Genomic DNA, 17,011 nt, shown 5'->3' on the forward strand with positions numbered 1-17,011 from the left:
CCGAGCTGCCCCGCCCCGGTCGCGGGGCCCCCGCCCCCGCCGCCCCCGACGACAGCCAGGACCGCCGCGGCACCCAGCGCGGTCGTCACGCGGACAAGAGTTGCATACATATGCGTATACCTCCTAGTTTGGGCATCTTTACTTACCATCTCTAGCACGTAGCCATGCCCGATACGGGGAGGAATGCCCCGAATCTTCCGTGTCGCCCAGAGGTCTCGTCCGACGGCGTGCGGGTCACGGTCCACCGTCCAGGGGTTCGCTGACCGCCTGGGGGCCGGTGCGGGTGCGCCGAGCGCAATGAAATCCCACCCACGATTTCCTCTACCTCAACCACCGGCACCCGCTGTCCCAGAGCACCGCTGCGCCGATGTTCGCCTGTAACAGGACCCAGCCTCCGGCGACCCCCACACCATCAGCACGAGGGCCCGGCCAAGGGCGGTGCCTCCGCTTGTCGTGAACAACGGCTCGGCGCCGACGGCCAGGGTGACTCCCGAACTGCTGTCGAAACGCTGCTCTTCGGCTGGGGCCAGGTCCAGTTCGGCGCAAGCAAGGCCGGCACCGTCGCCGTCCCGCGCTTCACAGGGTCCTGCGGGGGGGTCCCCCTTCCCGAACAGCTCCCGGGCGGCCACGGACGGTGCTTGACCGAGTGCGTCACCGATGCACTCACCCGCTGGCCCACCAGCGCGCGTCCCAGGGCTTGACCCCGGTCGACCTTGCCAAGCTCATCTGCCCGGCAGCCGAACGGCGTGGCCTGCGCTCGGGTACCGACAAGCATCGGGTCCGGAAGGGGGAAGTCCTCGGGGTCACTCCGGCGGCCGAGACGCAGATCTACACCCGGAGGCGCCAAAGCTCCCGCTCGACCTGGTCGACCCGGTTGCCTGGCCGCACCGGCTTCCCGCCGGGGGCGGCGGTGTCGTGCCTCTCGGACCGTCCAGCACCGTCATCGCACTGCGAGAGGCCCTCAACACGCCATGGAATCCCTGGAACGCCGCACCTTCCTCGCCCTTTCAGGGACCGCCCTCACCGCGCTCGCCGCGGCCTGGGCCACCGGGTCCGGAAGCGCGCTCGCAGCGCGGCTCGGGGGAGAGAAGCTGGTCGGCGAGGAGACGGTCACCGTGCTGGGACATCAGTCGGCAGCTCAACAGCCTGACCACCGAGCAGCGCCAGCACGTCCAGGGCCTGCTGGGCGCCCACCTCAAGACCCTCAGCGACTTCATCGACGGCGGCCGCTATGACAAGGCCACCGGACTGCGCCTCCACACCCTGGCCGCCTCCCTCGCGCAGACCGTGGCCTGGCACCGCTTCGATCACGGCCACCAGACCGCCGCCGGCAAACTCTGGATCGCCGGTCTCCACAGCGCCCACGTCACCGGCGACCCCGACCTCGATGCCGCAATGCTCGGCGACCTCGCCTACCAGGCCGCCGACCACCTCCAGCTCAAGGAACCCGAACGCGCCGCCCACGCAGCCAAAGAAGCACTCACCCTCTCCCGCCGCATCGGTGCTCCACGCTGCGAACGACTCGTCCAAGACCTCGTGCCGGACTTCCAGCCCTACCGCGCCGCTGACGGCGTCCCCGCCTTCCTCGCCCTCGCCGCGGCCTGACGCCACCGGACACCCCGTCGGTCAAGATGTCAGCATGCGGATCCGCCGGTTCTTCTGTGACAACGGCCTGTGCTCCCGCCAGACCATGGCGGAGCAGGTCCCGAGCCTGACCACGCGGTACCGGCGCCGGACCACGGCGCTCGCCCCGGATGGTGCAGGCGATCGGGCTGGCCGTCGGCGGCCGGGCCGATGCCCGGCTCGCCGGCTACCTGCCGGTGAAGGCGAGCCGGGACGTGATCCTTCGGGAACTCCGGCGACTCCTGGACCCGCCGTCCGGGCATGTCACGGTGCTGGGCATCGACGAGTTCGCGTTCCGCCGGGGCGCCACATACGGCACCGTGCTCATCGACGTCGAAACAGGACGGCCGATCGACCTGCTGTCCGACCGCAGCGCGGACACTGTGGCCGCCTGGCTCGCGGAGCACCCTGCGATCAAGGTGCCGTGACCGGTGCAGCACGTTCAGCCAGGCCGCCGCGCGCGGCGCCTGACGCGATCGACGTGGCGGATCGCTGGCATTTGCTGCACTCGCTCCGCCGCGGTGAACGCACCGCCCACCAGCACCGTGTCTACCTGCGAAAAGACGCCGAGGTCGGCAATCTGGACGAGCCCGCAGAGCCGTCGGATCCCGCGGCCCTGGCTGTGCTGATCTCACCGCTGGAGCCGGACGACCACCCGACGGCCAGCTCTCGGCCCTGCGTCCGCCAGTGGCACACCGACATCCACCAGTTTCGCGAACGCGGCTGGACCATCAGCGCGATCGCCCGCCGCCTGGGCAGGGACCGCAAGACCGTGCGCCACTGGCGGAGGACGACCCAGCCCAGACAGTCCGCACAGCTCCGGGCCGTTGCCCCGGTCCGCGGCCACCGGCACTCAGCTCGGCGGGAGCGAGCGCGGCCCGCCCCCCCCCCGGCGGCTTCCCGGCACCGGCCGCACCGGCCCCGACGGCAACTGCGCGCCGTCGGCCGTCCGCTCCCTTTCCTCCGGCACCACCTGGTTTCCTGCGAGGGGCTCCGCCTGCAGCAGGTCCGCGACGGTGCAGCCCAGCGCGGCGCACATCATGTCCAGTTCCTCCAGCCGCACCGTGACCGGAGTCCCGCCCACAGCGCGGCGACCATGCTCAGCGACGGGTTGAACCGGACCTGCCGGAACGCGGCCAGTACCTCGGTCGGCCGCCACAGATCCTGCTCCGCGGCCACCATCCGCAGATTCCACTTCACCTCAGGTTCCCCCTGTCCGTCACCGGTCGTTGGGCCGCCCGGGAGCTGGCCTCCAGGTTCGCGTGCTCAGGGGCGGCCTGCGCGGTCGCTCACGGTGAAGCCGGGTATTGGCACCTGCGGAATAGGTGGGACTACTCGTCGAGGTACCGGTGTCTGGCGTCGGCGGGCGAGACGAAGAGCTGGCCCTCGCGGATCTGCCACTCGGCCGCCCCATGGACCTCGTGGCTGGCAAGGAACAGGCCCCGGATGAGGTCCCCGTCGTCGTCGGAAGCCGGGATCCGGGCAATTTCTCTGATCTGGTTCATGAACCAGTCCAGGGCCGACTCGCGAATGTCGGCGCCGTAGAACATGTAGTGAGTCCAGTTGATGTGCTGCCGCGGTGTGCCCCATCCGTTGGAGTAGTGATCGTCTGCGTGGGACGAGATGATCTTTTGGACGGTGACGAGCTGCGTCTCGTCGCACTCCAGCCATCCTCTGACCGATACGTAAACGCCCATCGACATGTCCTTTCTGTAGTCGTCAGTCCTGGTCGGAGAGCCGTCGGCTGATATCGGCTGCGTAGGTGCCCCAGTAGCCGGCGGCGGCTCGCTGCCATTTGACGGCATCGGTGATGTCGATGCCGAGGGTCCGGGCGAGGACCGCAGCGGGCAGCTCGGTGGCGAGCTGGAACAGGGCGGTCGAGCGGGTCTCGGCGAGTCGGATGCGGAAAACGAGATGGTGCCCATCGGACAGCACATGGCCGACCTCCGGCGCAAGGGCGCGAAGCACGGCCTGGGCAAGGACTCAGACCGGGCCACGGAACGCGCGGCGCAGCTGACCGCTATCGACAAGGACTGGAACTGCCCCTGGCCCCTGGACTGGCAACGGCACTACCGCGTCCTAGCCGATCTGGTCGACGCCGAGGGCACCCTACGCCGCATCGCCTCCGGCGTATTGATGGACGGCGACGACATCGGACCGTGGCTTCAACAGCAGAAGCAGCCGGCCACCTGGGCACGGCTGCTGCCCGAACAGCAGAAGCGGCTGACCGCGATCGGCGCGCAGCCCGACCAGGCGCCCCCTCCTGCCCCCGCGGCCAGCCGCGGGGGCAGGAGGGGCCGAGCAAGGCACAGCAGGCGTTCCAGCGGGGACTGAAGGCCCTCACGCAGTGGGTGGAGCGGGAAGGCGCCCACCGGCCGGTGCCCCGGCGCCCGCGCCGAGGAGTCACGATCGAGGGCGAGGCAGGGCCGGTGATCGTGAAGCTCGGTGTATGGGTCTCCAACACCAAGATCCGCCGCGACAAACTCACCCCCAACCAGCTCGCCGCTCTCGCGCAGCTCGGCATCCACTGGGCCTGACACGCCACATGCGCCTGGCCACCGCCGACCATCCGCCGGCCCTGCTCCGCCATCCCGACGGCCACACCGACACCCTCAGCCTGCCCCCGGGCCTGCTGCCTGGCATCGACCCGGAAGCCAACTACCGCACCACCGACATCCAGCTCCCGCCCGGATCCGACCTCGCCGACCGACTGACCACCGCACACGCCGAGAGCCTTCAAACCCTCGCCGACGCGCTCCTCGGCCACGCTGGACGAGCTGGCCCTCGCACCGACGACATCGCCCTGCTTCTCCTCCGCCCCCATGGGCGACCCTGGTCCCAGCGCACGCCAGGAAGTTCCGCGGCACCGCCGCGCCGCGGGTCCGTGTCCCACCCGGTGAGCTGGTGCGCGGTAGGCGCGCGGCCACCGGCGGTGTGCGGTTCGAGCCGCGCGGGCAGCGGTGCGCGTGCGGGGAACGGTGCCGGCCGACGGCTCAGGCGAGGGCAGCTGTCAGTGTGCTGTGGCGGCGTGTGTGGGGGTGGCGTGGAGGGAGCCGAGGAGGGCCAGGGCCCCGGCACTGGGGCTGTCTGGTTCGGCGTGGTAGACGATCAGTTGCCGGCCGGGAGCCTCTCGCACGTCGAAGGCGTGGGAGGTGAGATGGAGCGGGCCGACCTCTGGGTGGTGGAAGTGTTTGGCTGCTCGGGTCTTGCCGTGCACGGTGTGGGTGTTCCACAACCACACCGTCCCGGACGAAGCCGCCCGGCGTCTGCGCGTTCTCCAGGGCCGAGCAGGCAGCGGCGACGGCGCCGCACGAGGCGTGGCCCAGGACGACCACCAGCGGGGCGTTGAGGACAGCCGCACCGAACTCGAGGGAACCGAGCACTTCCGTCCCGGCGACGTGTCCGGCGGTGCGGACGACGAACAGGTCGCCCAGGCCGCGGTCGAAGATGATCTCAGCGGCCAGCCGGGAGTCGGAACATCCGAACAGCGCGGCGAAGGGCGGCTGGGACGGTGCGGTCTCGGTGCGGCGGGCAGCGTCCTGGTTCGGGTGCTCGGGGTGCCGGAGACGAAGCGCTGGTTACCGGCCATGAGCAGCTCGAAGGCATCGCGGGGCGTCTGGGTCTCCGTCATGGCCGCAGCCCACGAGGCAGCACCAGTCCTCGCTGGGACCGGTCCCGCCGGAAGGCGCCGGGCCGGGCGGCGACGCCGGACCCGGCATGACCTCTAGGCGCCGGGCGAGGTCGCCTTCGAGGCAGAACCTCAGCGCGCGGTATTGCGATACTTGCCGGTCAGCCGGTCAGCCGGTTGGCCACGGGCAGCGGCGGGTGATTGTGCTCCACTGCGGGTCCGGTCGGCCCGGGACGAGCCGGCCTTCGCTCTCCCACTGGCGCGCAAGCTCGGCGAAGATCGGCTCCCGCTCGACACAGGGAACCGTTTCCTCGCCGCGGGCTCGTGCGCTGATGACCGGTGCAGTCCTCATCGTCGTGGTCATACCGGATCAACGGCGCCCGGCTGCCGAGGGTCACCGACGGAGAGCCAACCGCAAAGGCGGTGCGGATGACGTCGTGAGGTGTGCCCGTCGTTCTACCGGTCGCCTCCCGGGCCACGGAGCGAGGGCGAGCGGGGGTCATGGTCTACTCGGAGCGGCCGTTCGCGACAGCGTCGCCCCGCCAGTCCTGCCCCATCGCCGAGGGCCGCGCGACTGATGAGCGATGACTCGTCGCACGGTGATGGGTTTGCCGGCTGCGATCGGGGACACATGCGTCAGGACGGTGGTGCGCCTTCGCAGACGGGCCGACACCGTAGTGGGTGACCGTAGGCGACCCCTCTCCCCCGGGGAGTCGCCTGCGGCCCGCTCGCTCACGGCAGCCGGGCGGGCCTCGCGCCAAGACCGAATAGCGGCAGGCGAGAGTGCGCTCAGGGCCGCAGAGCGTCCTGCATGTTCTCTCTGACGTCGAAGACGGCATCGGTCCCGGTCAGCGTCATCAGATGACGGAACTGGGACTGCGGTTGCAGGATGCGTAGTCGGGTTTCGCGGTGGACGCGCAGCAGCAGGTTGAGGAAGGAGGAGTCGCCGAAGGTGATGTGCGAGGCGTCCAGGACCACGATAGGGGCGGCGGCAGCAGCGTCCATCAGGGCTTCTTCCAGTGGTTTGAGCCGGTCGTGGTCGAACTCGCCCTGCATCCGTACGACGCGAGCCGGCTCGCGGCCGTCTTGCCCGGCAGGGGTGGGGGTGGCGGGCGGGGACTCGTGTGCAGTCATACGGCTGGTCTCCCTTTCACGTGGCGAAGTTGCCTCGGGCTGCCGGGGCCGCGGCTGCCCTGGGCAGGGGTCGGCCGGGCAGGGTCGGCCTTACGCGGGGTCGGCGGGCCAGGGTACGGTCGCCGTGATCTGCTTGCCCGGCGGGGCGGCGGTGACTTCGACCTGTGAGGCCAACTTCAAGATGACCGGCCATCCGAAGCCGCCCGGCTGCCAGGCCGGTGATGAAGCGTCGACCGGTGCGCGGGGGTCGCGGTCGCCCACCGTCACCGTTATGCCGTCGCCGGAGGCGGCCAAGTGGAAGTTCGTCACTCCCCCGGCGTGGCGCTGGGCGTTGGTGACGAGTTCGGTGACGACGAGCAACAGCGAGCCCAACTCGGTGTGCGGCGGTGTCCCGTGTGCGGTCAGGAAGTCACGTGTGAGCTCGCGCGCCGCCGCAGCGCTCAGCATGCTCGGCGCTCGGGACGCCGGCTCTGGGCCTTGATCCATCTGCGCTCATCCTCCCCTCCTGGTGGTGCTGGTGCCTGCAGCCTACGACGCTCGGCCCCGTCGGCGCTCCGCGTCCCGCCGAGGATCTACCGGGGCTGGGCTCGGTGCGCGTTTGCTGCCGTGCGGCGCCGACCCGCGTGGGAGCACCCCCGCGGGCGGGTGTCAGGGGTTGAAGCGTCTGGTGAAGGTGCGCAAGGAATCGAGGTAGCCGGGGGTGAAGAGGCTGCGGGGGGCGAAGACCGCCGTCAGGAAGGCGCGCGTCTCGGAGCGGATCACATCGAGGTCGGCCAAGCCGTGGTCGGCCTGCGCGTAGTGCTCCACCTGCAAGGAGCGGGGCGGAAGTTCGCGGCGGTAGACCGTCTCGGTCTCGGCCACGTCGACGTTGCGGTCGTGCCCGGCCAGCACCAGGAGTGTGGGAACGCCGCGGGCGCCGACCGCTCGTAGGTCAGAAGTGGCGTCAGAAGTCCAGTTGCGGCTGATGAAGTGCCAGCGGTCCGCCGTCATCGCCCGGTCGGAGGGCACGGCCGCGCGGTAGTCGGCGTACGTGCCGCCACGACGCAGCACCGCGAGGCCGGCTTCACGGCGAGCGAGGGCGGCATCCCGCTCGGCCGGCGGGGCGCCGCGGTCGGTGAGCTCGGCGAGGGTGTTGTAGCGGCCTTGGCGCAGCCAGTTGATGGCTGGTGAGACGGCGATGACGAAACGGATGCCGGGGGTGGTGGCCGCGACCTTGGGCAGGACCCAGCCGGCCTGGCTGGCGCCCCACAGGCCGATGCGGTGGCCGTCGAGGTCGGGCCGGGTGCGGGCCCATGCGATGGCGTCGGCGGTCTCGGCGGCGCGGTCGGCCATGCTCTGGTCGAGCCAGTTGCCTGCGGACCCGCCGACGCCCGGCTTGTTCCAGGACAGCGAGGCGTAGCCGGCCTGGGCGAACGCCTCCCACATGGGCCGGTAGAAGGTGTCGTGGGTGGCGTCGATGGGTCCGTCGCCGTGGACGAAGACCACCACGCCGAACGGGCCCCGGCCTCGGTGGGGCAGGGCCAGGACCGCGTTCAGGGCTCGCCCGCCGGTGTGGATCACTACGTGCTCCTCGCGCAGGTCGTACGTGTTGTGCCAGGCGGCGAGGCCAGTGAGAACGACGGCAGCCAGCGACAGTGCTGCCGCGGTTGCGGCAAGTGCCCGCAGGAAGCGGCGCCTTCGCGAACGCGGTCTTCTCGCGGGGCCGAGCTGTGCCTCGGCTTCCTGCTCGGTCTCGTGGGTGTGCAACATCGGCTTCCGCCCCCTTCGCGCGCCCTCTGACGCGCTCTCCCGCTTCTTGCTATCAGATAGCAAACGATCGTTTCATGTTCGAACGTACTACAGTTGGTCACATGATGGCTTTGACGGAGATCCGGCGGGGCGTGCCTGAGGGCGCCGAGGGACGGGTGGCGGAGCTGTACTGGGAGTCGTTCGGGCGCAAGCTGGGGCCGGCGCTCGGTCCGGCCGAGGCGGGGCGGGCCTTCCTTGCCGCGCACCTGCACCGCGATCGGGCCGTGGTGGCCCTGCGCGAGGGGCGGGTCGTCGCGGTCGGCGGGTACAAGACCGCCGACGGCCGGGGCCTTGCGGGCGGTGGCGCGGTGGACGTCCTGCGCGCGTATGGCCCTGTGCGTGGGCTGCCCCGGCTCGCGCTGCTCGCCCTGCTGGAGCGCGATGCGGCAAGGGGGGAGATGGTGATGGACGGGCTCGCCGTCGCGCCGGAGCTGCGGGGTCTGGGTATCGGGGCCCGTCTGCTGCGGGAGGTGTACGCGGTCGCGGCCGAGCACGGCTGCGACCGGCTGCGGCTGGACGTGATCGACGTCAACCCCCGGGCCCGCGCACTGTACGAGCGTCAGGGCTTTCGCGCCACGGCGACCCAGCGCACTCCCTTCCTGCGGGATCTGATGGGATTCGAGGCCGTGACCACCATGCACCGCCCCCTCACCGCAGCCGACCGCACCCCGGGAGCGACATCATGACGAGCGAAGCCGCGGAGGCCACCGGGCACGCACCCCGGGCCGGGGCCCGCGCCGCGACCGTGGTCAAGGCCCCTGAGATCCCGACCCGGCTCCTGGTCGAGGCCCTCGTACGCGAGGACGGCAGCGTGGACGCGGGCGAGCTGTACGCCGTGGCGGCAGTCCTGGGCATGACGGACCAGCAGGTGCGCCTGTGCATCAAGCGGCTGGTCGCGGAGGGGCGGTTCAGCCACGAGGGGCGGGGGCGCAAGGCCGTCCTGCGCGCCGTCGCCGACGCTTCGGGGGCACTCGCGCCGGACGCGGACTTCGTACGCTTCGCCTATCGCCAAGACCGCGGCCAAGCCCCGTGGGACGGCCGGTGGCACCTGATCGCCTTCGCCGTACCGGAGTCCCGGCGCCCCGCCCGCGACGCGCTGCGCGACCGGCTGCTGTCGCTCGGGGCAGCACCGCTGCAAGGCGGGCTGTACGTGACTGCCAACGACGTGGGGCCGTACGTGAGTGCTGCCGCGGCCGAACTCGGCATCGCTTCGGCCATCACCACGCTCACGAGCACCGATCTTCGTGTCGGGGGGACGTCCGACCCGAGCAAGCTGGCTGCCTGCTTGTGGCCGCTTCAGGAGATCGCCGCCCGGTACGAGGACCTTGCCGCGCTCGCCATGGACCGGCTTGCACTCGTCGAGGCGGCACTGGACGCCGGAGCGGGACCCGGGCAACTGGGTGCAGTGCAGCGGCTGACGTACGCGGTGGAGGCGGCCGCGGAGTTCACGCGGGCCATGACTCCCGACCCGCTGCTTCCACCGGAGCTCCTGCCCGCGGACTGGGCCGGGAGGCGAGCACGGGCGCTGGCGGCGCAGTTGTGGCAGCGGCTGGCCGAACTGCCCGCCGAGCCTAACGAGCCCCGGCTCTTCAGGCTTTACACCCAGGTCACCAGACACGCTTCGAACCCGTAGCGAGCACAACAGCAGCAGGCCGAAGCAGTCGATCACCCCGTCTGGGACCGCCCCAGGCAGCTGCCGAGCCGGCTTTCGAGACCGGCCTGGAGCGGAGTGCCAGCGGCGCCCGCCCCCTGCCGGGGCTTTGCTCTGACCGGCCCGGCGGCAGGGCGTGTGCACCACCCGACCCTCCCCGTAGGGCCCCATCGGGCTCACCGCCGCCCTGCACAGCCGCACCGATCCCGGCCCGCCGCGGAGCGGACGCACCCTGGTCGTCAGTGTGCGGGCGACACGACGCTGGACGGCTTGGCGCACCCACCGGCCGCCACTGGCTCGCAGGGCCGCGCACTTTTCGGATCAAGCAGGCCAGGCCCGGCCGTCGACGCACCCCGGCGGGCTCGTACTGCCACCCGGGCCATCTCGAGGTCGCGGCGAGGGCCTCCAGCCACCGCCTTCGGATCTGCTTCTGACGACGCGGCCCTGACGTCAACCGCCTGTGCTGACTGCAGCTCTGCCTCGCCCCGGGTCGTCGGCTGTGGCGTACTGGCCGAGACAAGGCGGAGCGCCGCAGCAGTGGGCCGGGGTGCTGCGCTGATCCGGCCGGTCCGGCTGCTTGGATCCTGCGGCCCCTCACACTGGCCGCACCGCGCAGGCTTTTGCCGTCCAGTGACACTCCGCGCAGGTCAGCGCCACCGTTCGGCTGTGCGCGGCAGTCGGCGAGCAGCGGCCGACCGCCCGGTCCAGCGCGTCGGCGTGGAGGCGGGGCCAGCAGTCGGCGCACGCGGACTCGGAGGGCGTCAGCCGCCGCGGCAGCAGCGGATCGTGTCGGACGCCGAGTTCTTCCAGCATGTGGAGCCGCAAATGAGGTCGCCCCTGCCAGCACCGGGTCAGTCAGCGGTGGTGCGTGGACAGGCACGGCCTTCCAACCTTCCGTTTACCGCAGCCTCCTGCCCGACAGCCGTCATGAACCGGACGCCGCACGAAACGCTGAAGCCCTGCCTCGACCAAAGGGCAAGATCACGATCTGCAGCTGGAGTGCTACGAGGTGAAGCCGACTCCCCGTTCGGCGAATATCCTCATCGCCTCACCCAGGAACTCCACCATCCTGGGATGGTAGGAGTTGTGAAACTCCCTCATGGCGTCGTCTTCCGCATAGAAGAGTGCCATCCCAACGTACGCTTGCCTGCTGGGGACGTAAAATCGGCAGGCTATTTCGTAATGCCGGCCGACGAGTTCCTGGATCTGGGGATCCCCGGGCAGGGAGCCGTCCAGGCAGGCCGCGATCTCACGGTACAGCACGTCCCAGTCCTGGTGGACCTGAGCCCTGTCAACGTGCTCCCAGTTGTTGGTCCCGGCAAGGCTCTTCGCCTGCTCTTCGGCCAACGACCGACGACACTCTTCCTCGTACTGATTCCCCATGGCACCAATTCTCTTGTCGGGCTGCCGATCCAGGCGGAACAGTGACACAGGCTCGCCGGATCGACAAGCTATTTATTTGAGCGGCTCAGTCGCTTCGCCAAGGGCAGCCAGAAGAGGCTGCACGAGCAGCTCAAGTCGCTTCCCTGGCCGGGACCTCCCGGCCCTTGGGTCGGACGAAGGAGACCGGCCGGGAGGGCTGCGAGATCCGCCGGATCAAGGTCGTCACCGTGAACGGGCTGCCCTTCCCCGGCGTCCGCCAGCATCAGCGGCCCGATCCGGTCCCACATCGCATCGGTGGTCATTGATCGGACGGACGAGCCGGCCCCGCCCGCCCCGCCGCGACGGCACGGGCGGCGCCGCCGATGGCGGCACCGACGATCCGGGACGGACCTATGGGCGGGGAGAGTCGATGTGACGGCATTGGAAGAAGCGCGGCGGTACTTCGCTGCCGCCCTGGCCGAGGTATGTCGAGACGCGGGGGCTCCCTCGCTGGCCGAGTTGGAAGCGGCCAGCGGCGGGCGGCTGAGTCAGTCCACCGTCAACAGGGTGCTCCTGGTCCGGTTCGTGGAGCCTCCGAAGTGGGAGTTCGTTGACCTCTTTCTCAGGGCGTGCAGGACTTTCGCGGGGAAGAAGAGGAGCTCGGTGAACGAATCGCTCTTCGAGGAGGCTGTATGGCGACGGCGCCATGCAGATCTGGTGGCCTTGTGGAAGGCGCCGGCCGGCGGGGGCACCCCGTGTATGGCGTCCCCTGGCGCAGGCCGACCCTGGCACGCACGAGCCCGGCCTGGCAGGGGCATTGGCGGTCCTCTGCGACGTGCTGAGCGGCGTGGGCCGTCACGAGGAGGCGGCCAAGGAGGGCGCAGCAGCGGTCACGTGCTGCACAAGCTCGCCCACGCCGCCCCGGAGGCCCATCGACTGACCTTGGCGCTCGCGCTCAGGAGCCTGGGTCGACCGCTGACAGAGCTGAAGCGCCGGCACCAGGCGCTCGCGGCCGCAGAACAGGGGGTCGACGTCTGGCGGCACCTGGCACAGGCCAATCCGGTCGTCGGCTACGAGTTCGAGTGGGGCGGCGCCATGGACCGGCTCGCCGACCTCCTGGCGCACGTGGGGCGGCACGAAGAAGCGGTCATGGTCGGCGAGCAGGGCGTGGCACTCTGGCGGCGCCTCGACCACCCCGCCGCCGATCAGCTGCTGGCACTCGCCCTCGGGAACCTCGCCCGGCCGCGGACACTACTGCAGCGGTACGAGGACGTCATCGCCGCAGGTCTTCACCGCGCTGGCCGCACAGAATCCGGCGCTGTCCGGGCCCCGGCTGGACGAAGCACTGCGACTACGCACCCACCTGCGCGCCCGCGTACTCCCGTAGCGGGGCCGACGGGGCCGGCCCGCCCCGGTCGGGGAGCTCGGTGTCGCCCGCTCAGTCTCTGACGGACCGCCAAGCGTCGGCCGGGGAATCCCGTCCTGGTCCGGGAAGTTCGGCAAGGCGGGGTCGGTGGCCTGGTCGATCAAGCAGCGTATGCAGGGAAGGTGAAGGCGGCCCAATACGCCTGGTTCTGGTCCTGGTCCTGGTCCTGGTCCGCTGAATCCGACGCCCTCCTGGCCGGCCTGGTCCGGCCCGCGGGCGCCCCCGACGACACAGCCGAGGCAAGAGTCGGCGTTGCGCAGCGCGGCCTGAAAGGCAATGCGCAATGCGCATACCCACACCTACGGCTGCGCCGCCGCTTCCTCGCCGTCCTGGACGGCGGCGAGCCAGAGCTGGATCTCCACGTCTCCGTCGCCGACCAGGAAGTACGACTGCAGGACGAGCTGCCGTCCACCGGCACTCCACACCGTGGAGGACTCGCCGTCGCCCGTACGCAGGTACACCTTCGCGCCCGGGAGGGGCTCCCCGAAGCGGGCGGTGAGCCGCTCGACCGCTTCTGCCTCCAGCTCCTGGAACCGTTCGACCGCCCAGTCCTGGAGGAACGGGAGGTCGTGCTGGTGCTCGGCGTAGAGCAGGGTCTGCGCGACCACGCTCATGGCCCCGTACGACGTTCCGTCCACCTCGGGGTCCTCGTCCGGGTCGGCCGGCTCGTACGGGTCGTCCCGGGAGTCGCAGATCAGGGAGCAGGGCGCGAAGCGGCGCGGCTCTGCGGCCAGCAGCTCGCCGGCGAGGTCTGCGATGTCGCCCTCGGGCGCACCGGGGTGGACGAGGTAGGAGGGGGCTTCCTGGCAGTGCGTGGGTACTACACGTTCGAAGGTGCCCGCCTTGCCGGTGGTCTCCCACAGGGTCGTTGCGGCCCGGTCGACCAGGCGCAGGCCGGCACCATCCGCGTCGGTCACGATGCGGCAGACTTCCCGGCCGTCGCGGTCCACGTGGGCGACGGACCCATCACGGGTGGCGAACGCGGCGAGCCCGGTTCCCGAGCCGAATCCGAGGATCCAGCCCTCGGCGTCGGTGACGGGCTCCAGGTGGTCGACGGGGATGAACCGCCCATCGGTGCGCAGGACCCCCCAGGCCCGGCCGGACGGGCGCTTCGCCGCAGCGGCACGGACCTCCTCAGGGTCCTCCTCGCCGACGGGTTCGAGACGGTGGGCCACCGCCGCCCCGCCGGTGTCGAAGTCCTCCGCCCACTCGTACTTCTGCTCGATGGCCTCCGCTCCGCCGGCGTCGAGGAAGCCGTGCGCGTAGCCGTTGTCGAAGCGGACGAGCCCGCACCGGAAATGCTCGGACAGCCGGCTCCCCTTCGCTGCCTTGACCACCACCTCGCCTCGGGCGTCGACGAAGCCCCCGAAATGCTCTGTGAGCGTGCCACCCAGCACGTAGGCGAGACCGTTGGCACCGAAGGGGTTGAACATCGTGAACGACGGCTCGACCACCCACCGGCCCCGCTCGTCGATCAGGCCCCACAGCTCGCCCACCCGGACCGGCGCAACGCCGCCGGGCCCGAAGGGCCTTGCCCCGTCGAACTGCGGATCGACGACCGTACGGCCCTCACGGTCGATGAAACCGCAGCGCCCGCTGTCCGCCATCCGCACCCCGGCGAGCCCGTTCGCCGCGAACTCTCCGGCCGCGGCGAATTGCGGACGGATCACGAAACGCCCCGTGGCGTCGAGGTAGCCGACACCGCCGCCTGTGCGGGCGGCGGCCAGGCCGTGGCGGAAGAGGCCGGCCTCCTCCAGGGCCGCCGGTATGACGGGCAGGCCGTCCGTCCCGGCGTAACCCCACCGGCCGTCCTCGCCCTGGAACCGGGAGAGCCCCTCGTTGTCGAAGCCCTCCGTGTACGACAGGGTCGGCGCCGACAGCCAGGTGCCGTCGTGGCGGAGGTACCCGCAGCGGCCGTCCTGGTCGGCGGCGGGCGCAGTGAACCCGCCCCGGCCGTCCGGGCTGAACACGCCGACGGCACTCAGCTCCGGCGCCCGCACCAGCTGCCCGTCCGCACCGACGAGCGCGTACCGCACCCCGCTTCCCACGGAGCCGGGGCAGGGAACGACGTACGGTGGCGTGACGAACTGGGTCGACGGCATGGTCTGCCTCCTCGGCCAGGGGCCGGCGCAGCATCACCAGCCGCCCGGCCCACCATGGTTTTGTTGCGTGTGTGCGGGACGGCATGCCCCGGAGCGGGTGGGGCGGTCAGGGGCTCGCCTGCCCGTCGGCGTCCGGGCGGCGACCTCCGTACGAGGCGATCAGGGCGTCGGCAACGGCGGCGGCGTCTGCGTCGGCCACGTCCGCCGGGTATGCGGGCAGGAGGTCGTCCCAGACGGGCAGCCACGACCCGTACAACTGGGTCTGTCCCTCGGGCCGTGCGAAGAACCAGACGTGCAGGTGTGCGGCTCCGTCGCCGATCCGGTAGACGTGCGCTCGACTGATGTGCGGCAGCGCCTGCACGTGGCGGACGATGTGAGTGGTGAGCACGCCCAGCTCGGAGGCCAGATCGTCGGGCAGATCGGCCATGTCGTAGTGGTCGCGCGGGTACAGCATCAGCACCAGTGGCACACCGACGCCCGGTATCCGGGCCAGTCGCCAGCGGTCGTCGAGCCAGATGCCCTCGTTGCGGGAGCGGCACTCGTCGCAGTCCGCCGGGTCCTCGCCGTGCCGTGGCGGCTCGGGCAGAACGGGCGGGCGGAGCGCGGAGACCCGCAGCCCCTCCGCCTCGAAGGGGCTGATGTCCCATCCGGTCATCCTTGCCAGCGGAAGCCGAAGCTCGTCATCCGCAGCCGCAAGGGCATGGTCGTAGAACTCATCGGGTCGCAAGGCCATGATCACAAGACTAGCCGCGCCCGCCTCGCGAGCTTCGGTGGGATGCCGCAGGCGCGGAGCAGGCGTCGGTCGGTGTCGTGGTCGTAGCCGCGGTCGGCGAACAGCCACCGTGGCCGGTGGCGGGGGGCGGCCGACAGGCCCCCCGTGTGCGGTAGATCGTGTCCAGCACCGGTATGAGCTGGATGGCGTCGTGCCGGTTTCCGCTGGCCAGCGACACTGCAAGGGGTGTTTGGGGGCGGTCGGTGATCAGGTGGTGCTTGCTGCCAGGCCGGGCGCGGTCGACCGGCGAAGGGTCCGGTGTGGGCCCTCCTTTCAGAGGCCGCACGTTCGCGCCGCCCGCCCGTCGCCCGAAGAGGTCCCGGCGCCTCCGGTGACGAAAAGGCAGCCGATGGCGAACACCTGCGCGGACAGGGGTCCGCGGGGTCGCCGGCACCGGGACTCCGAGTTCCGCTGCCCTCACGGGATTACTCCGACGGACCGACGAACCGTTGCCCGACACCGTCTCCGTGCACTATTCCTGGTCGGATGGACGAGACCGAGTTACAGCCCTCCGGCATACACAGCGTCGACGCCTTCATGGCGGCCCTGCGGGCGCTCAAGGCCCGTTCCGGCTTCACCTTGCGGCAGTTGGAGAGCCGGGCCAAGGCGCAGGGTGACGTACTGCCCCGCAGCACCGTTGCCGACCTGCTGCGCAGGCGTACCCTGCCCCGCCGTGAGACGGTCGCCGCCTTCGTCCGCGCATGCGGGGAAGAGGCCGGATCGGCGCAGTGGTTGCAGGCCTGGGAGCGCCTGGCCAGAGCGGACCCCGCCGCAGGCACTGGCGGCGACAGGGGCGGCGCGGAGGAGCAGACACGGCCTGCGGGAGCCGGGATGCGGGGGAGAGCCGTGCTGGTGGTGGTGGCCGCCGTGGGGCTGACGGGAGCTGTCGCGGCGGGCGTTGCACTGAACCGGGACCAGGCCGCCCCGGGCCCGACCGCGACGAGTGCCACTGGAAGCCGCCTTCCCGGGCTCCTCTCCGTGCCCTCGGCCGGGAGCTGGGCCCGCATCCGCCCCGCGCGGACTCCGGAGCTGTGCCTCACGGCGGGCAAGGAGCGCTCCGGGCGGTACGGATCCGAGGTCGCGGTCCAGCGCCCCTGCACGGAGCCCGGCCCGCGCACGTTCCTGCAGCCCGTCGGAGGCGACCTCGCCTCCATCAAGTGGGAACATCCCACGAGCAAGGTGATGGGCTGCCTGACCATCCTCGACAGCGGTCCGGCCAAAGGGCTGGTGGAGCCGCAGGACGACTGCCGTGACAGCAGGGATGCCCAGCTCTTCCGGATCGAACACTTCGGCGCGACGGCGGAGGGCTACCGGCTGAGGAGCGCCCGCACAGCACTGTGCCTGGGCGTCGTCGACGGTGAGACGGTCGCCGGAGCCGAGGTCGTCCCCCAGCCGTGCGGCGATCTGCCCGCCCAGCGCTTCCTCGTGGACCTGCTGTCCCTGACGTCGTGACAGCGTCCGTTTGCTGTCGGCGCGTCAGGCGGGCGGCCCGCTGCCCTGGTCGCCCGAGTCCACCCACCAGGTG

14 protein-coding genes and 7 pseudogenes are annotated in these 17,011 nt (G+C 71.1%); 8 read left to right on the forward strand and 13 right to left on the reverse strand.

Annotation, left to right across the window (positions count from 1 at the left end; genetic code table 11):
* Positions 1-915: 915 nt before the first annotated feature.
* The 3 genes and pseudogenes from AB0953_RS34720 to AB0953_RS34730 form a co-directional block, all read left to right on the forward strand.
* Positions 916-1,605, forward strand: a complete 690-nt coding sequence (locus AB0953_RS34720; RefSeq protein ID WP_366863599.1) for a hypothetical protein — start codon at positions 916-918, stop codon at positions 1,603-1,605.
* Between the two features lie 149 nt (positions 1,606-1,754).
* The gene (locus AB0953_RS34725; protein WP_366863600.1) at positions 1,755-2,051 is read left to right on the forward strand and encodes a transposase; all 297 of its coding nucleotides are present in this window, start codon (positions 1,755-1,757) and stop codon (positions 2,049-2,051) included.
* Positions 2,052-2,245: 194 nt separating this feature from the next.
* Positions 2,246-2,404 (forward strand): annotated as a pseudogene (locus tag AB0953_RS34730) (hypothetical protein); the annotation flags it as partial.
* Between the two features lie 72 nt (positions 2,405-2,476).
* On the opposite strand, the pseudogene AB0953_RS34735 reads toward AB0953_RS34730, so the two are convergent.
* From AB0953_RS34735 to AB0953_RS34745, 3 genes and pseudogenes are all read right to left on the reverse strand, one after another.
* A pseudogene (locus AB0953_RS34735) lies at positions 2,477-2,823 on the reverse strand (helix-turn-helix transcriptional regulator).
* Between the two features lie 131 nt (positions 2,824-2,954).
* Complete coding sequence (locus AB0953_RS34740; protein ID WP_366863601.1) at positions 2,955-3,320, reverse strand: hypothetical protein; 366 nt, start codon at positions 3,318-3,320, stop codon at positions 2,955-2,957.
* A gap of 22 nt (positions 3,321-3,342) precedes the next feature.
* Positions 3,343-3,558, reverse strand: coding sequence for a hypothetical protein (locus tag AB0953_RS34745; protein WP_366863602.1), 216 nt, complete (start codon positions 3,556-3,558; stop codon positions 3,343-3,345).
* Between AB0953_RS34745 and AB0953_RS34750 the strand changes: the two are divergent.
* Positions 3,514-4,160, forward strand: a pseudogene (locus tag AB0953_RS34750) (helicase associated domain-containing protein); the annotation flags it as partial. The gene AB0953_RS34745 and the pseudogene AB0953_RS34750 sit on opposite strands and share 45 nt — an antisense overlap.
* Before the next feature lie 8 nt (positions 4,161-4,168).
* Positions 4,169-4,264 (forward strand): annotated as a pseudogene (locus AB0953_RS34755) (hypothetical protein); the annotation flags it as partial.
* A gap of 369 nt (positions 4,265-4,633) precedes the next feature.
* On the opposite strand, the pseudogene AB0953_RS34760 reads toward AB0953_RS34755, so the two are convergent.
* The 5 genes and pseudogenes from AB0953_RS34760 to AB0953_RS34780 all read right to left on the reverse strand — a co-directional run.
* Positions 4,634-4,858, reverse strand: a pseudogene (locus AB0953_RS34760) (transcriptional regulator); the annotation flags it as partial.
* Positions 4,851-5,254, reverse strand: a pseudogene (locus tag AB0953_RS34765) (carbonic anhydrase); the annotation flags it as partial. The pseudogenes AB0953_RS34765 and AB0953_RS34760, both read right to left, overlap by 8 nt.
* Before the next feature lie 786 nt (positions 5,255-6,040).
* The gene (locus AB0953_RS34770) at positions 6,041-6,385 is read right to left on the reverse strand and encodes an STAS domain-containing protein (protein WP_366863603.1); all 345 of its coding nucleotides are present in this window, start codon (positions 6,383-6,385) and stop codon (positions 6,041-6,043) included.
* Between the two features lie 90 nt (positions 6,386-6,475).
* On the reverse strand, positions 6,476-6,871 hold the full coding sequence (locus tag AB0953_RS34775; RefSeq protein ID WP_366863604.1) for an ATP-binding protein: 396 nt from the start codon (positions 6,869-6,871) through the stop codon (positions 6,476-6,478).
* A 162-nt stretch (positions 6,872-7,033) separates the two neighbouring features.
* A complete protein-coding gene (locus tag AB0953_RS34780; protein WP_366863605.1) occupies positions 7,034-8,134 on the reverse strand; it encodes a CocE/NonD family hydrolase in 1,101 nt (366 codons plus the stop codon).
* Positions 8,135-8,235: 101 nt separating this feature from the next.
* Here AB0953_RS34780 and AB0953_RS34785 point away from each other — a divergent pair, with 101 nt between their 5' ends.
* Positions 8,236-8,859, forward strand: a complete 624-nt coding sequence (locus AB0953_RS34785) for a GNAT family N-acetyltransferase (RefSeq protein ID WP_366863606.1) — start codon at positions 8,236-8,238, stop codon at positions 8,857-8,859.
* A complete protein-coding gene (locus AB0953_RS34790) occupies positions 8,856-9,806 on the forward strand; it encodes a PaaX family transcriptional regulator C-terminal domain-containing protein (protein ID WP_366863607.1) in 951 nt (316 codons plus the stop codon). The genes AB0953_RS34785 and AB0953_RS34790 overlap by 4 nt, the downstream gene beginning before the upstream one ends.
* Before the next feature lie 1,020 nt (positions 9,807-10,826).
* Here the strand turns inward: AB0953_RS34790 and AB0953_RS34795 are convergent.
* From AB0953_RS34795 to AB0953_RS34815, 5 genes and pseudogenes are all read right to left on the reverse strand, one after another.
* Complete coding sequence (locus AB0953_RS34795; RefSeq protein WP_366863608.1) at positions 10,827-11,207, reverse strand: TipAS antibiotic-recognition domain-containing protein; 381 nt, start codon at positions 11,205-11,207, stop codon at positions 10,827-10,829.
* Positions 11,208-12,041: 834 nt separating this feature from the next.
* Positions 12,042-12,380 (reverse strand): hypothetical protein, encoded by a 339-nt coding sequence (locus AB0953_RS34800; protein WP_366863609.1) that lies wholly within the window; start codon positions 12,378-12,380, stop codon positions 12,042-12,044.
* A 531-nt stretch (positions 12,381-12,911) separates the two neighbouring features.
* Entirely contained in the window at positions 12,912-14,714 is a 1,803-nt protein-coding gene (locus tag AB0953_RS34805; RefSeq protein ID WP_366863610.1) for a WG repeat-containing protein, read from the reverse strand.
* 106 nt (positions 14,715-14,820) lie between these two features.
* Positions 14,821-15,369 carry a hypothetical protein gene (locus AB0953_RS34810; protein ID WP_366863611.1) on the reverse strand — a complete coding sequence of 183 codons (549 nt, stop codon included), beginning with the start codon at positions 15,367-15,369 and terminating at the stop codon, positions 14,821-14,823.
* Between the two features lie 98 nt (positions 15,370-15,467).
* A pseudogene (locus AB0953_RS34815) lies at positions 15,468-15,781 on the reverse strand (transposase); the annotation flags it as partial.
* Between the two features lie 191 nt (positions 15,782-15,972).
* Here AB0953_RS34815 and AB0953_RS34820 point away from each other — a divergent pair.
* Positions 15,973-16,938: a helix-turn-helix domain-containing protein gene (locus tag AB0953_RS34820; RefSeq protein ID WP_366863612.1), complete on the forward strand. Its 966-nt coding sequence runs from the start codon at positions 15,973-15,975 to the stop codon at positions 16,936-16,938.
* The last annotated feature ends 73 nt before the right edge of the window (positions 16,939-17,011 follow it).

Source organism: Streptomyces sp. NPDC046866 (assembly GCF_040704625.1).
Taxonomy (GTDB): domain Bacteria; phylum Actinomycetota; class Actinomycetes; order Streptomycetales; family Streptomycetaceae; genus Streptomyces.

Coding starts and splice junctions, on each gene's coding strand:
- AB0953_RS34780 (WP_366863605.1), bottom strand. CDS start 8,134: ATGTTGCACACCCACGAGACCGAGCAGGAAGCCGAGGCACAGCTCGGC.
- AB0953_RS34820 (WP_366863612.1), top strand. CDS start 15,973: ATGGACGAGACCGAGTTACAGCCCTCCGGCATACACAGCGTCGACGCC.
- AB0953_RS34740 (WP_366863601.1), bottom strand. CDS start 3,320: ATGGGCGTTTACGTATCGGTCAGAGGATGGCTGGAGTGCGACGAGACG.
- AB0953_RS34785 (WP_366863606.1), top strand. CDS start 8,236: ATGATGGCTTTGACGGAGATCCGGCGGGGCGTGCCTGAGGGCGCCGAG.
- AB0953_RS34770 (WP_366863603.1), bottom strand. CDS start 6,385: ATGACTGCACACGAGTCCCCGCCCGCCACCCCCACCCCTGCCGGGCAA.
- AB0953_RS34775 (WP_366863604.1), bottom strand. CDS start 6,871: ATGGATCAAGGCCCAGAGCCGGCGTCCCGAGCGCCGAGCATGCTGAGC.
- AB0953_RS34725 (WP_366863600.1), top strand. CDS start 1,755: ATGGTGCAGGCGATCGGGCTGGCCGTCGGCGGCCGGGCCGATGCCCGG.
- AB0953_RS34810 (WP_366863611.1), bottom strand. CDS start 15,369: ATGACCGGATGGGACATCAGCCCCTTCGAGGCGGAGGGGCTGCGGGTC.
- AB0953_RS34790 (WP_366863607.1), top strand. CDS start 8,856: ATGACGAGCGAAGCCGCGGAGGCCACCGGGCACGCACCCCGGGCCGGG.
- AB0953_RS34795 (WP_366863608.1), bottom strand. CDS start 11,207: ATGGGGAATCAGTACGAGGAAGAGTGTCGTCGGTCGTTGGCCGAAGAG.
- AB0953_RS34805 (WP_366863610.1), bottom strand. CDS start 14,714: ATGCCGTCGACCCAGTTCGTCACGCCACCGTACGTCGTTCCCTGCCCC.